General features: G+C 67.2%; 6 protein-coding genes. 4 read left to right on the plus strand and 2 right to left on the minus strand.

Features of this window, described 5'->3' with window-relative positions; genetic code table 11:
- Positions 1-5: 5 nt before the first annotated feature.
- Positions 6-1082: a 4-hydroxyphenylpyruvate dioxygenase gene (gene hppD / locus V0R62_RS23205; RefSeq protein ID WP_330105389.1), complete on the plus strand. Its 1077-nt coding sequence runs from the start codon at positions 6-8 to the stop codon at positions 1080-1082.
- A 93-nt stretch (positions 1083-1175) separates the two neighbouring features.
- On the opposite strand, the gene V0R62_RS23210 is transcribed toward hppD, so the two are convergent.
- Positions 1176-1862 (minus strand): type 1 glutamine amidotransferase domain-containing protein, encoded by a 687-nt coding sequence (locus V0R62_RS23210; protein ID WP_330105390.1) that lies wholly within the window; start codon positions 1860-1862, stop codon positions 1176-1178.
- A 145-nt stretch (positions 1863-2007) separates the two neighbouring features.
- Here V0R62_RS23210 and V0R62_RS23215 point away from each other — a divergent pair, with 145 nt between their 5' ends.
- Together V0R62_RS23215 and V0R62_RS23220 are read left to right on the plus strand one after the other, a co-directional pair.
- Entirely contained in the window at positions 2008-2457 is a 450-nt protein-coding gene (locus V0R62_RS23215; protein ID WP_234561421.1) for a nucleoside deaminase, read from the plus strand.
- The gene (locus tag V0R62_RS23220) at positions 2447-4510 is read left to right on the plus strand and encodes a hybrid sensor histidine kinase/response regulator (protein WP_330105391.1); all 2064 of its coding nucleotides are present in this window, start codon (positions 2447-2449) and stop codon (positions 4508-4510) included. Before V0R62_RS23215 ends, V0R62_RS23220 begins: the two co-directional genes overlap by 11 nt.
- A 9-nt stretch (positions 4511-4519) precedes the next feature.
- On the opposite strand, the gene V0R62_RS23225 is transcribed toward V0R62_RS23220, so the two are convergent.
- Positions 4520-5575 carry a tetratricopeptide repeat protein gene (locus V0R62_RS23225; protein WP_330105392.1) on the minus strand — a complete coding sequence of 352 codons (1056 nt, stop codon included), beginning with the start codon at positions 5573-5575 and terminating at the stop codon, positions 4520-4522.
- A gap of 208 nt (positions 5576-5783) precedes the next feature.
- Here V0R62_RS23225 and V0R62_RS23230 point away from each other — a divergent pair.
- The coding region (locus V0R62_RS23230; RefSeq protein WP_330105393.1) for a non-ribosomal peptide synthetase at positions 5784-15500 on the plus strand (9717 nt) is incomplete at its 3' end.

Here is a 15500-nt window from a genome sequence, read left to right on the forward strand (position 1 = left end):
CCCACATGGCAGATATCTTCGACAACCCGATGGGCCTGGAAGGCTTCGAATTCATCGAGCTCGCTTCGCCGACCCCTGGCGTGCTGGAGCCGGTATTCCAGATTCTCGGCTTCACCAAGGTGGCCAGCCACCGCTCCAAGGATGTGCACCTGTATCGCCAGGGCGGCATCAACCTGATCCTCAACAACGAGCCCAAGAGCATCGCCTCGTACTTCGCCGCCGAGCACGGCCCGTCGGTGTGCGGCATGGCCTTCCGCGTGCGTAACGCCCATGAAGCCTACGCCCGTGCCCTGGAACTGGGCGCCCAGCCGGTGGAAATCGAAACCGGCCCGATGGAACTGCGCCTGCCGGCGATCAAGGGTATCGGCGGCGCGCCGCTGTACCTGATCGACCGCTACGAGGAAGGCAGCTCGATCTACGACATCGATTTCAAGTTCATCGAAGGGGTAGACCGCAACCCGGTCGGCGCGGGTCTGAAAATCATCGACCACCTGACCCACAACGTCTATCGCGGGCGCATGTCCTATTGGGCCGGCTTCTACGAGAAGCTGTTCAACTTCCGCGAGATCCGCTACTTCGACATCAAGGGCGAGTACACCGGCCTGACCTCCAAGGCGATGACCGCACCGGACGGCATGATCCGCATTCCGCTGAATGAGGAATCGTCCAAGGGCTCGGGGCAGATCGAAGAGTTCCTGATGCAGTTCAACGGCGAAGGCATCCAGCACGTGGCCTTCCTCACCGACGACCTGCTCAAGACCTGGGACGCGCTCAAGGGCCTGGGCATGCGCTTCATGACCCCGCCGCCGCAGACCTACTACGAGATGCTCGAGGAGCGCCTGCCGGGGCACGGCGAGCCGGTCGACCAGCTGCAGGCTCGCGGTATCCTGCTTGATGGCGCCTCGGAAGCAAACGACAAGCGCTTGCTGTTGCAGATCTTCTCGGAAACCCTGCTGGGCCCGGTGTTCTTCGAGTTCATCCAGCGCAAGGGTGACGACGGCTTCGGTGAAGGCAACTTCAAGGCGCTGTTCGAGTCGATAGAGCGTGATCAGGTGCGTCGCGGCGTGTTGAGCGTCGAATAACGCGCTTCAGCTGCATGATCCATCGCGGGGCAAGCCCGATCCCACGCCAGACGGGTGTGGGAGCGGGCTTGCCCCGCGATGCTTTTGTGGCGGCTACCGGCTGCGCAAGTAGCGAATGACCGCCTCGGCCACGCCGGCGGTGGATGCAGGGTTCTGCCCGGTGATCAGGCTACCGTCCTCCACCACGAAGGGCGCCCAGGGATCGTCCGCCTTGCTGTACTCGCCGCCACGGGCACCTAGCTCGTTTTCGGTCAGGAACGGCACCACCTCGTCCAGTTCCGCCAGTTTCTCCTCGGTGTTGGAGAAGCCGGTCACCCTGCGCCCTTTGAGCAGCAGGCTGTTGTCGCTGAGCTTGATATTGAGCAGACCGACCACGCCATGGCACACCGCGGCGACCGCGCCGCCGCGCTCATGGATGCACCGCGCGAGCTCTTGCAGCGGCTGGTTGTCGGGGAAGTCCCACATCACGCCGTGCCCACCGGTGTAGTAGATCGCGCTGTACTGCTCGGCCTTGACCTGGCTGGGGCTCAGCGTGGTGCCCAGGCGGTTCATGAAGGTCCTGTCGTCGTACCACTGCCAGTCCAGCTCCGGCGCCATGCGCAGGCTGTGCGGGTCGATGGGCACGTAGCCGCCCGCCGGGCTGACATAGTCGACGGCAAAGCCTGCCTGCTGCACCTTGTCGATGAAGTGCACGGCCTCACCCAGCCACAGTCCTGTGGCGCGCGGGATGGTGGGGTACTTGGCGGTATTGGTCAGCACGACCAGGAGCTTCTTGTTCATGTGTGCATGCCCGTCGAATCCATGGGAAAACGGTTGGCCAGCAAGATCGAAAGCCCTATCAGCATAGTCCCCGCCACGCAATGCGCCACGCTGGCGGACGCTGTGCTAGGCTGCTGCAAAATCGATGCATTACCGGGGAGAAACCATGGACAAGGGCACTTCCACTTTCCTGCAGGCCGCCATCGACGAGGCTCGCAAGGGGCTCGAGGAGGGCGGCATCCCGATCGGCTCGGTGCTGGTGCACGACGGCAAGATCATCGGCCGCGGCCATAATCGCCGGGTGCAAAACGGCAGCGCCATCCTGCATGGCGAGATGGACGCCCTGGAAAATGCCGGTAGACAGCCTGCCCGCGTGTACCAAGAGTCCACTCTTTACACCACCTTGTCGCCTTGCGCCATGTGCAGCGGGGCTATCCTGCTATACGGCATCAAGCATGTGGTCATCGGCGAGAACACCACGTTCTTGGGAGAGGAAAAACTGCTCGGCAGTCGGGGTGTACGCCTGGACGTACACGACGATGAAGCCTGCAAGGCGCTGATGCGCCGGTTCATCGAGGAAAAACCCGAGCTGTGGGACGAAGATATTGGCCGCTGACTTGCTTGCCGGCGGGGGCGAGATCCAGGTCATTCACCTGGCGCCGCCTTCCTCCCCGCTGGCCACCATGGGCAAGCCCATCGCCGACTTCGACTGGTTCACGACCCCGCTGGGGCCGCTGACGTCCTGGCCGCCCGCCCTGCGTATCGCCGCCGACATGGTGCTGCTGTCACCGTTTCCCTGTGCGCTGGTCTGGGGCCCGGCGCTGACCGTGATTCACAACGAACCCTACCAGGCCCTGCTGGGCGGTGAGGGTGGCCATCAGGGGAGGTCCTTCGATGCACTCTGGGCGCAGAACTGGGAGGGCATGGGCGCGGCGGTGTTCAAGGTGCTGGAGGGGCAGGGTAGCCTGATCGAGGACGCGCCGTTGCCTGTCACTCGAGAGGGCTCCGCGGTGACGGCCTGGGTGACGGGTTGCTATTCACCTATCCGTAACGACCAGGGTGAGATTGCCGGCTTCCTGCATGCCCTGATCGAGACCACCGCCAGTATCGAGACCGGGCGTGAGTGGCGTGAACTGGCGCTGTCCTTCGAGGCGCGCCTGGAGCAGTACCTGAGCGATCCACAACATACCTGGCAGCTGTCGCCCGACGTGATGCTGATGCTCGATGCCAACCTGCACGTGCGCTCGTCGAATCCTGCCTGGCATCGCTTGCTGGGCTGGGGCGAGGAGTCGCATCTGCAGGTGACGTTGCCTGAACTGTTTCACCCCGCCGATCGCACCGAAGCCCAGCTTGCATTGAAGTCGCTGCTGCAGGGACAGGGCATGACGGCATTCGATGCTCGGGTCAGGCACAACGAAGGGCACTATTGCTGGTTCCGCTGGACCGGGGTTGCCGATCCGGCATTGCCCGCGCTGGTGGGACGGGACATCACCACTGACCGCCAGGCGGTCCAACGCCTGGCCGAGGCGGCGGTGCGGGACGGCCAGCGCATGGAGTCCGTGGTGAAGGTTGCGGGTGGCCTGGCGCATGAAATGAACAACGTGCTGTCCGGTGTGGGCAGTAGCCTCGAACTGCTCGAGCGGCGCCTGGCTCAGGGGCGGATGGAGCGTGTCGAGGAGTATGTGCAGATGGCCCGGGAATGTGCCCAGCGCGCCATTGGCCTGACCCAGAACCTGCTGGCGTTCGCCCGTAGTCAGCTGCTGTCGCCCAACCCACTGAATATCAATCGCCTGCTGCAGGAGATGGAGCCGATGTTGCGCCAGACCCTCGGCGCCGAAATGCACCTGGAGTGGCAACTGGATGTCGCGCCCTGGCTGTTGCAGGTCGACTCCGATCAGTTGCGCAACGCCCTCCTGCACCTTTGCAGCAATGCCCGGGATGCCTGTCTTGGCAAGGGCACCCTGACGATCAGAACCTCCAACGAGCGCTTGGCGTTGGCCAGCGAGGGGCCGGCCAGTTTACCGGCGGGCGATTACGTCACGTTGCAGATCGAGGACGATGGTCACGGCATGTCCCGGGATGATGTGGCGAGAGCCTTCGAGCCGTTCTTCACCACCAAGCCGTTGGGGCAGGGGGCGGGCCTGGGGCTGCCCATGGTGCATGGTTTCGTGCGCCAGTCGGGCGGGCAGGTGTGGATCGAATCGACCTTGGATCAAGGGACTCGGGTGGTGCTGATGTTCCCGCGCCATTCGGGTGTGCTGCCCGAGAGCGTCGCCCTGGAAGCGCTGCCGGTTCAGGCCCGGGGCGAGCGCCTGCTGTTGGTCGATGACGAAGTCAATCTGCGCGGCCTGATGAAAGAGGCGCTGGTCGAATGCGGCTTCGAGGTGTGCGATGTGGCCGATGCCAATGGCGCACTGAGTGAGTTCAGGCATCACGGTCCGTTCGACCTGGTGATCACTGATATCGGCTTGCCGGGAGGCTTCAGCGGGCGCCAGGTGGCCAAGGCGCTGCGGATGATGAAGCCGGAGCAGAAAATCCTGTTCATCACTGGTTTTACCAGCGACCCGGTCGAGCAGGTTTTGCTCGACGAACCGGGCACGGCGTTGATGTTCAAGCCGTTCTCGCTGCAGACGCTGGTCGTCAAGATCCAGCGTATGCTGCAAGCCTGAGGGCGGGTTTCAGAGCCCCTGCTGCAGGTAGGGGTCGTCCGGGTTCTGCCGTTCCAGTTCGGCCAGCAGGACCTGGACATTCTGCAGTTGGCCGGTTTCCTTCCAGTACTCGATCAGCAACACCCGCGCCCGGCGATTGGCGGGCTGGCGGTTGAGCACGGTCTCCAGCTGCTTCTGCGCGGCATCCACCTGTTCCAGCTGGTGCAGGGTGACGGCCAGGGTGTAGCGATAGTCGTTGTTCTCCGGCTCCAGCTCGACCGCCCGTGCCAGGGCGAGCAGGGCGTATTCCTGTTGCTCGTGGCGGGTCAGCCACAGCCCCAGTTCGTATTGCAGGAACGCCGAGTCCGGGCGCAGCGCCAGGGCCTTGGCCAGCACCTCGCGAGAGGCATCGTGCTGGCCTTGCTGTTCCAGCAGGCGCACCTGGGTGGCCAGGGCGTCCAGACCCTCGGGGGCCACGGCCAGGCTGCGCTGCAGGGCCCTGGCGGCGGCGTCGTAGGCTTGCTCGTGCATGTACAGCCGGGCCAGGTGCACCTGGGCCGCGGCGTCATCGGGCTGTTGCTCCAGGGTCTGCTCGTATTGCTCCAGGGCGTCCTGCAAGGGACCGAAGTACAGGCCGATGGCGTCGGGGTCGAGGCCGAGCAGGGCATCCACCGCGGCGAAGCGCACGCTTTGCTCGTCATCCTCGAGCAACGGGCCCAGCACCAGGCTGCGCTGGGCGGCCGGCAGCAGGCGGCGAATGCTGGCGATGGCGGCGCGGCGGACCAGCGGGTCGGCGTGTTCCAGATCCTGCCGGGCCAGCTTGAGCGCCTGTGGCGACGGGTAGTTGGGCAGTTCGGCGTACAGCGCGGCGCGGCGGATCGCTGGCAGGTCGTCGCGTTGCAACTGCTGGTAGAGCACCCGGGCGGCGCCCGGCAGGCCGTCGTGGGCCTGGCGCAGAGCCTTGGCATAGCTGTGTGGTGGCAGGCTGGGCGCCGCGGGCTGCTGGTCACGCCACAGGTAGCCGATCGCGATGGGCAGTACAAGTACAAGCAGCAGGGCGATCAGGAGAAGGTGGCGTCGTTGCATCTGGCGGTCCGTGGTGGCGGTACGGCAGAGCTTGGGGCAGGCGGGGGGTAATTGCAATGATCGGGCGGCGCTTGATCTCCCAGGCGGTGCCCCTCGCCGGTCGAACTCCCGTGGGTCTGGATTGTCCCCCCTTCCCATGTCAGCCCGTTCCCCTTCGATCCATTAGCGTTCCGAGCATTTCCGACTGGCTAAAGCAGGATGCTTACCAATGCTCTTCAACGAACTCATGGCAGCGCTCTCCACCCGTGCGATCCGACTCCAGCGCGAGGAGGCCGACCTGATCGTCGAAGGCGATGAAGACACCCTCGATGACGCCTTGTGGGACGCATTGGCGGCCCACAAGCCGGCGCTGCTGGAGATGCTCGACGGCCTGGATCACGGCTGGCTGAGCCCGGCGTTGCGCATCACCCCCGACATGCTGCCCCTGGCCGGCCTCGACCAGGCGGCCATCGACCGCATCGTCGCCACGGTGCCCGGCGGCGCGGCCAACCTGCAGGATATCTATCCGCTGGCGCCGCTGCAGGAGGGCATGCTTTACCATCACCTCACGGCGGCCGAGGGCGACCCCTACGTGCTGCAGGCGCAGCTGCGCTTCGCCAGCCCCGCGCGCCTGCAGGCGTTCGCCGAGGCGCTCGACTGGGTGATCCAGCGCCATGACATCCTGCGCACGGCGCTGGCCTGGGAATACCTCGACCAGCCGCTGCAGGTGGTGTGGCGCAAGGCGCCGCTGGTGTGCGAGGCCGTCGAGCCGAACGGCGACGGGGATGTGCTGGGCCAGCTGCGGGCGCGCTTCGACTCTCATCACTACCGCATGGACCTGGGCCAGGCGCCGCTGCTGCGCCTGGTGCATGCCCAGGCCCGCGACGGCGAGGTACTGGCCCTGTTGCTGTTCCACCACACCGTCATGGACCACACCGGGTTGGACATCGTGCGCCGCGAGATCCAGGCCTGCATGGCGGGTGAGGGCGAGCGGCTACCGGCCCCGGTGCCGTTCCGCGACCTGCTGGCCAGAAGCCGTCAGGCCCAGGACGAACAGGCTCACGAGGCCTTCTTCGGCGCCATGCTCGCCGACATCGACGAGCCGACCCTGGCCTTCGGTGTCCAGGAGGTGACCGGTCAGGCCATGGAGCAAGCGCGTCTGACCCTGGCGTCCAGCCTCAGTCAGCGCCTGCGGGCCCAGGCACGGCTGCTCGGCGTGAGCCCGGCGAGCATCATGCACCTGGGCTTGGCGCGCCTGTTGGGGGCACTGTCCGGGCGCGAGTCGGTGGTGTTCGGCAGCGTGCTGCTCGGGCGCATGGCCGCAGGCCAGGGGGGGGAACAGGCCCTGGGCATGTTCATCAATACCTTGCCGCTGCGCGTAGACCTGCGCGGGCAGGGTGCGCGTGAGGCGCTGTTGGTCACCCATCGGCAGCTGACGGCGTTGCTCGACCATGAACAGGCGCCCCTGGCCCTGGCCCAGCGCTGCAGCGGCGTGGTGGCGCCGACGCCGCTGTTCAACAGCATGCTCAACTACCGTCACAGCGCGGCGGGTGATGCCGACGCAGTGATCGCGGTGGCGCCCGGCATTGACGTGGTGGGGGCCGAGGAACGCACCAACTACCCCCTGAGCCTGGCCGTCGACGACCTCGGAGAGGACCTGCGCCTGACGGTCCAGACCCTCGCGGATTGGGGCGCCGAGCGCTTGTGCGGGCAGTTGCGGCACGTTTTTGAAGGACTGGTGGAGGCGCTCGAAGAGCAGCCCGAGCGACCATTGCTGGACCTGCCGGTGCTGACGCCAGAGGAACGCCTTCAGTTGCTGGTGGACTGCAATGCCACAGCGCTAGACCACGATCTGGAGGTAACGCTGCACGCCCTGTTCGAGCGTCAGGCGCAGTTGCGCCCCGAGGCGCTCGCGGTGGAGGTCGATGGCGAGCGACTGAGCTATCGCCAGCTCGACGAGCAGGCCAACCGCCTCGCCCATCACCTGATCGAGCTTGGGGTGAAGCCCGATGACCGGGTGGCGATCTGCATCGAGCGCGGCGTGTCGATGGTGGTCGGCCTGCTGGCCATCCTCAAGGCCGGCGGCGCCTACGTGCCGCTGGATCCGGGTTACCCGGCCGGGCGCATCCGTCATATGCTCGAAGACAGCGCGCCATTGGCGGTGCTGGTTCACGGTGCTACCCGCGAGGTGCCGGGCGAGGTGGCGGTACCGCGGATCGACCTCGACCAGCCGACCTGGGAAGCCTTGCCCGCTACCCGCCCATGGGTGGCCGGGCTCACCTCGCGGCACCTGGCCTATGTGATCTACACCTCTGGTTCCACTGGGACGCCCAAGGGGGTGATGGTCGAGCACCGCAGCGTGGTCAACCTGGTGCGCTGGGCCGCGGGGTTGTGCCCGACCAGCGCCGACGGCGCGTTGTTGCACAAGACGCCGATCAGTTTCGATGCTTCGGTGTGGGAGCTGTTCTGGCCGCTGTGCAGCGGGCTGCGCCTGGTGCTGGCGCGACCGGATGGCCAGCGCGACGCCGACTATGTGGCGCGGCGGATCATCGAACGGCAGGTCAGCGTGGTGCAGTTCGTGCCGGCGCTGCTGCAGCAATTTGTCGAGCAGGCGCGCAGTGCGCAGTGCACCAGCCTGACCGATATCGTCTGCGGTGGCGGTGAACTGACCGAGGCATTGGCGCGTCAGGTGCGCGAGCGCTTGCCGCAGGTGCGCCTGCACAACGTCTATGGTCCCACCGAAACCACGGTCGATTGCACCGTCTTCACCCTGGAACCGGGGCAACCTGTACCCCACGGCGCGCTGCCGATCGGCCGGCCGATCGACAACACCCGCCTGTACGTCCTGGACGATGCCGACCAGCCTCTGCCGTGGGGCGTGGCCGGGCACCTGCACATCGGTGGCGCGGGGGTGGCGCGTGGCTACCTGGGGCTGGCTGAGCAGCAGGCTGAACGCTTTATCGACAGTCCGTTCGTCAAGGGTGAGCGCCTGTACCGAAGCGGTGACCTGGTGCGCCAGCGCGCGAACGGGACCTTGGTGTTCCTTGGCCGCAACGACCATCAGGTCAAGCTGCGCGGCCTGCGAATCGAGCCGGGCGAGATCGAGGCCTGCCTGAACCGCGTGGCCGGTGTGCGCGAGGCGCTGGTCGTGCTGCATGAGCACCCGCACAGCGGCCCGCGCCTGGTGGCCTACCACACCGGCCAGGTCCAGGTCGCGCAAGACTTGCGCGGGCAACTGCTGGGTCAATTGCCCGAGTACATGGTGCCGGCGCTGTTCATCCACCTCGAGGCCATGCCGTTGACACCCAACGGCAAGGTCGACCGCAAGGCCCTGCCGGCGCCCGAGGCGCCGACGCGTCAGTACCAGGCGCCCGAGGGGCCGGTCGAGACGGCCCTGGCGGCGATCTGGACGGACCTGCTGGGCGTCGAGGCGGTGGGGCGTGAGGACAACTTCTTCGAACTGGGCGGCCACTCGCTGCTGGCGGTGCGCCTGATCGAGCGCATGCGCAAGGCCGGGCTGGATGCTGACGTGCGTGTGCTGTTTGCTCAGCCGACCCTGGCCGCGCTCGCGGCCTCGGTGGGCTCGGGGCGTGAAATCGAGGTGCCGGCCAACCTTGTCCCAAGCGATGCGACGCAGATCACGCCGGACATGCTCAGCCTGATCGACCTGGACCAGGCCAGCATCGATCGTATCGTCGCCAGCGTGCCGGGTGGCGCCGCCAACGTGCAGGAAATCTACCCGCTGGCGCCGTTGCAGCAGGGCATCCTCTATCACTACCTGAGTGCCGAACAGGGCGATCCGTACCTGATGCAGTCGGGGCTGGCCTTTGACAGCCTCGAGCGCCTGCGTGCCTGGACCGAGGCCCTGCAGCAGGTCATCGACCGCCACGACATCCTGCGCACCTCGGTGGTCTGGGAGGGGCTGGACGAGCCGGTGCAGGTCGTGTGGCGCCAGGCGCGCCTGGCGGTCAGCGAAGTCACCGGCCTGGGCGAGGACGCGGTGACGGAGCAACTTCAGGCCCGATTCGATGCCCGCCAGCAGCGCCTGGACCTGACCCGGGCGCCCTTGCTACGCCTTGTCTATGCCGAAGATCCTCGCCATGGCGAGTGGGTGGCCTTGTTGCAGTTCCACCACCTGACCCTCGACCACGCCGCCATGGCCGTGGTCGGTGAGGAAATGCAGGCGTTGCTGGAGGGGCGTGGCGCCACATTGCCGGCCGCGGTGCCTTATCGCAACTATGTCGCCCAGGTCTGCCTCGGTGACGAACAGGCCCGCCACGAAGCGTTCTTCCGCGCGCAACTGGGTGATGTCGACGAGCCGACCCTGCCGTATGGTCTGACCGATGTGCAGGGCGACGGTGGACGGGTCGAGCATGCCGTCCTGATGCTGCCACGCGCCCTGGCCCATGGCCTGCGTGAGCAGGCCCGGCACCGTGGCGTCAGCGCCGCCAGCCTGATGCACCTGGCTTGGGCCCGTGTAGTGGGCGTGCTGGCCGGGCGTCACGATGTGGTGTTCGGCACCGTGCTGATGGGCCGCCTGCAGGGCGGCGAGGGCGCCGACCGAGCGCTGGGCATGTTCATCAACACCCTGCCATTGCGGGTGGACACCGCGTTGCCGGTGGACCAGGCGCTGCGTTCCACCCATCAGCGCCTGTCGGCCCTGCTCGGCCATGAGCACGCGCCCCTGGCCCTGGCCCAGCGTTGCAGCGGGGTGGCGGCCTCGGCGCCGTTGTTCAGCGCCTTGCTCAACTACCGCCCCAGCACCCAAGGCTTCGTCCATGACGGCAAGGGCATCTGGGAGGGCGTGCGCCTGTTCGGTGGCAAGGAAAGCAGCAGCTACCCGCTGACCTTGAGCGTCGACGACCTCGGCGAGGACTTCGCCCTGAGCGTGTTGACCGCCGAGGGGGTGCCGGCGGCACAGGTCGGCGGCTGGATGGTCAATACCCTGGAGCAGCTGGTGCGGGCGCTGGAAAAGTCCCCCGGGCAGCTGCTGCAAGGTCTGCCGATGTTGGACGACGAGGCCTCGCGCCAGGTGTTGGTGAATTTCAACGCCACCGCCGTGGCCTATCCGCAAGGGCAGACCGTGCACGCGCTGGTCGAGGCCCAGGCGTCTGATGCATTGGCCGTTGTACAAGGTGAGCAGCGCCTGAACTACGGCGAACTCAATCAGCGCGCCAACCGTCTGGCTCATTACCTGATCGAGCGTGGCGTGGCCCTGGGCGACCGCGTGGCGTTGTGCCTGGAACGCGGCCCGCAACGGTTGGTGGCGATGCTGGCCGTGCTCAAGGCCGGCGCGGCGTATGTACCGGTCGACCCGGGCTACCCGGCGGAGCGCATTGCCTACCTGCTCGGTGACAGCGCGCCGGCGCTGGTGCTGGTCGAGTCGGTCACCGAAGCGTTGGTAGGGCATGTAGCCAAGGCTGTTCTGGATGATGATGCCTGGGCCGACCAGCCCGCCAGCAACCCAGTGGTTGCGGGGCTGGACCAGGATCAGCTGGCCTATGTGATCTACACCTCCGGCTCCACCGGCCAGCCCAAGGGTGTGATGGTCGAACACCGCACCCTGGCCAACCTGATCCACTGGCATTGCCAAACCTTCGGGCTGGGCGAGGGCAGCCACAGCTCCAGCGTCGCCGGCTTCGGCTTCGACGCCATGGCCTGGGAGGCCTGGCCGGCACTGTGCGCCGGGGCGGTGCTGCACCTGCCACCGGCCTCTATTGGCGGCGAGCATGTCGACGAACTGCTTGACTGGTGGCTGGAGCAGCCGCTGCAGGTCAGCTTCCTGCCGACGCCAGTCGCCGAGCAGGCGTTGCGCCGCGAACGCCAGCACCCGACCCTGCGCACGTTGCTGGTCGGCGGCGATCGCCTGCGCCAGTTCGACCGCGATCCGGGCTTTGCGCTGGTCAACAACTACGGCCCGACCGAGACCACCGTGGTGGCGACGTCGGGGCAACTGCAACCGGGCGGTGTGCTGCATATCGGCAAGCCGACTGCCAACACCCGTGTCTATGTACTGGACGAGCAGCGCCAGCCAGTGCCGGTGGGTGTGACCGGTGAGCTGTACATCGGTGGCGCGCAGGTCGCTCGGGGCTATCTCAACCGTCCTGAGTTGACTGCCGAGCGTTTCCTCGATGATCCGTTCAACGGCGGGCGGATGTACCGCACGGGTGACCTGGTGCGCTGGAACACCGACGGCATGCTGGACTACCAGGGCCGCAACGACGACCAGGTGAAGATCCGTGGCGTGCGGGTCGAGCTGGGTGAGATCGAAGCCGCGCTGAAGGCCCAACCGGGAATTACGGATGCGGTGGTGCTGGTGCGCAACGAACGTCTGCTGGCGTGGTTCACCGAAGCTGCCGTGGTCGATCTCGACGCCTTGCGCCAAGGGCTGCAAGCCAGCCTGCCGGGTCACTTGATACCGCAAGCGTTCACGCGCCTGGACGAGCTGCCGCTGACTCGTCACGGTAAGCTGGACCGCAAGGCCTTGCCGGAGCCGGCCATGCTTACCGGCCAGACCTACGCCATGCCGCAAGGCCCGGTGGAAACCACCATCGCCGCGATCTGGGCCGAGGTGCTGGGCGTTGCGCAGGTGGGTCGCCACGACAACTTCTTCGAACTGGGCGGTCACTCGCTACTGGCCGTGAGCCTCACCGCGCGCCTGCGCCAGGCCGGCCTGCAGGCCGACGTGCGCACGTTGTTCGGCCAGCCGACGGTGGCGGCGCTGGCGGCGACCCTGGGCCATGGCCGCCAGGTCGAGGTCCCGGCCAACCGAATCCCGGCCGGCTGCACCCAGATCACCCCGGACATGCTGTCGCTGGTTGATCTGGACCCGGCCGTTATCGAGCGCATCGTCGCCACGGTACCGGGCGGCGCGACCAACGTGCAGGATATCTACCCGCTGGCGCCGTTGCAGGAGGGGATCCTCTACCACCACCTCAGCTCGCCGGAGCACGACCCCTATGTGCTGCAAGCGCGCATGGTGTTCGATAGCCCGACACGCCTGGAGGCGTTCGCCGCAGCCTTGCGCCAGGCCATCAGCCGTCACGACGTGCTGCGTACCGCGGTGCTTTGGGAGGGCCTGGCGCAGCCGCTGCAGGTGGTCTGGCGCGAGGCCCCGCTGCTGGTCGCGCCGCTGGACGGGCAGGACCTGCAACGCCTCGACCTGGCCCGGGCGCCACTGATTCGACTGCTGTACCGCAATGATGCCGACAGCCAGCGCATCGAGGCGCTGCTGCAGTTCCACCATATTGTCCTCGACCACACCGCCCTGGAGATCATCGGCGCGGAGCTGTTGGGCTACCTGCAGGGCAGCGCGGCACCGCTGCAGCCCCCGGTGCCTTACCGCAACTACGTGGCCCAGGCGCGCCTGGGCGTCAGCCAGGCCGAGCATGAGGCGTTCTTCCGTGAGCTGTTGGGCGATATCGACGAGCCGACGCTGCCCTACGGCCTGAGCGATGTGCAGGGCGACGGCCAAGCCATCGAGGAGGCTCAACTGTGGCTGGACGAGACCCTGGCCGCGCGGCTGCGGCAACAGGCCCGGCAGTTGGGTACCAGCCCCGCCAGCCTTTTCCACCTGGCCTTCGCCCGTCTGTTGGCGGCCGTCAGTGGCACTGATCGAGTCGTGTTCGGCACTGTGCTGCTGGGCCGTCTGGAGGCTGGCGAAGGTGCCGAGCGTGCCCTGGGCATGTTCATCAATACCTTGCCGCTGCGCCTCGACCTGGCCGGCGTCGACCTGCACGACGCGGTGCACCAGACCCAGCAGCGCCTGAGCGCTTTGCTCGCCCACGAGCATGCCTCGCTGGCCCTGGCCCAGCGTTGCAGTGGCGTGCCGGCCCCGGCGCCGCTGTTCAGCGCCATGCTCAACTACCGTCATGGGCAGGCGGCGAGCGAAGACCGGTATCTGGAGTGGCAGGGCATCGAGTTCCTCGATGGCCAGGAGCGCAGCAACTACCCGCTGAGCCTGAGCGTGGACGACATGGGCGAAGGCTTCCGTCTGGTGGTGATGACCCCGGCGAACGTCGGCGCCCAGCGGGTCTGCGGGCAATTGCGGCATGTGCTGCAGGCCATGGTCGAAGGCCTTGAGGCACAACCACGGCTGGCGCTGCTGGAGGTGCCGGTATTGCCGACAGAGGAGCGTGAGCATCTGTTGCAGGCCTGTAACGCGACCGCCCAGGCCAACGACCTCGAACAGCCCATCCAGGCGGTGTTCGAACGGCAGGTGGCGCAGAATCCCGAGGCGATCGCCGTGCAGGCGGACGACGGTCAACTAAGCTATCGCCAGCTCAACGCCGAGGCCAACCGCCTGGCCCATCACCTGATCGCGCTGGGCGTGCGGCCCGACGACCGGGTGGCGGTCTGTGTCGAGCGTGGCCTGTCGCTGGTGGTCGGTCTGCTGGCGATCCTCAAGGCCGGAGGCGCCTATGTGCCGCTGGACCCGGACTACCCGGCCGAGCGTATCGGTCATATGCTCGCCGACAGCCAGCCGCGAGCGCTGCTGGTGCAACAAGGCACGCGGACGCTAATCGGCCAGGCAGCGGTGCCGCAGGTCGATCTCGATCAACCGTGCTGGGCCGAGCAACCGGACAGCGACCCACGGGTACCTGGGCTGAGCGGCGCGCACCTGGCCTATGTGATCTACACCTCCGGCTCCACCGGCTTGCCCAAGGGGGTGATGGTCGAGCACCGCAACCTGGCCAACCTGATGCATTGGAGCGCCCGCCAGTTCCCGGCCGGCGGCGCGGTGCTGCACAAGACCCCGGTGAGTTTCGACGCCTCGGTGTGGGAGTTGTTCTGGCCGCTGTGCAGTGGGCTGCGCCTGGTGCTGGCGCGCCCGGACGGCCAGCGCGACTCGCAGTACCTGGCAGGGCTGATCCGCCAGCGCCAGGTCAACGTGGTGCAGTTCGTGCCCGCATTGTTGCAGCAGTTCCTTGACCACGATGACAGTGCCGCCTGCGCCAGCCTCAGCGATATCGTCTGCGGTGGCGGCGAGCTGACCGAGGCCCTGGCCCGCCAGGTCCGCCAACGCCTCCCGCAGGTACGGTTGCACAACGTCTATGGGCCCACCGAAACCACGGTCGACTGCAGCGCCTGGACCCTGGAGCCCGGACAGCCGATTCCGCCTGGCGCGCTGCCGATTGGCCGCCCCATCGACAACACCCGCCTGTACGTCCTCGATGCCCACGACCAGCCGGTACCCTGGGGCGTCGCCGGCCAACTGCATATCGGTGGTGCCGGGGTGACGCGCGGCTACCTGGGGTTGCCGGAGCAACAGGCCGAGCGCTACATCGCCAGCCCGTTCGTCGAGGGTGATCGGCTGTACCGCAGCGGCGACCTGGTGCGCCAGGCCGCCGACGGCAGCTTGACGTTCCTTGGCCGCACCGACCATCAGATCAAGCTGCGCGGCCTGCGTATCGAGCCGGGCGAGATCGAGGCTTGCCTGAACCGCGTGGCTGGCGTGCGTGAGGCCCTGGTGCTGGTTCACCGCGGTGATCGCCTGATCGCCTACCACCGCGGTGAGCCGCAACCAGCCGACGCGCTGCGCCAGGCGTTGCTGGCGAAGCTGCCGGAGTACATGGTGCCGACGCTGTTCATCCACCTCGACAGCTGGCCGCTGACTCCCAACGGCAAGCTGGACCGCATGGCGCTGCCGCAGCCGGACCTGCCGGCGCGCCAATACGAGGCGCCCGAAGGCGAAACCGAGACGCTGCTGGCCGAGATCTGGTCGCAGCTGCTGGGCGTGGAGCGGGTAGGGCGGCACGACAACTTCTTCGAGCTGGGCGGCCACTCGCTGCTGGCCGTGACCCTGACCGCGCGCCTGCGCCAGGCCGGCCTGCAGGTGGACGTGCGCACCCTGTTCGGTCAACCAAGCGTGGCCGCGTTGGCGACCACCCTGGGCCTGGGCGGCGCGGTGGCGGTACCGGCCAACCGGATCCCGGCGGGCTGCACC

The organism is Pseudomonas carassii (assembly GCF_036324045.1).
Lineage (GTDB): Bacteria > Pseudomonadota > Gammaproteobacteria > Pseudomonadales > Pseudomonadaceae > Aquipseudomonas > Aquipseudomonas peradeniyensis.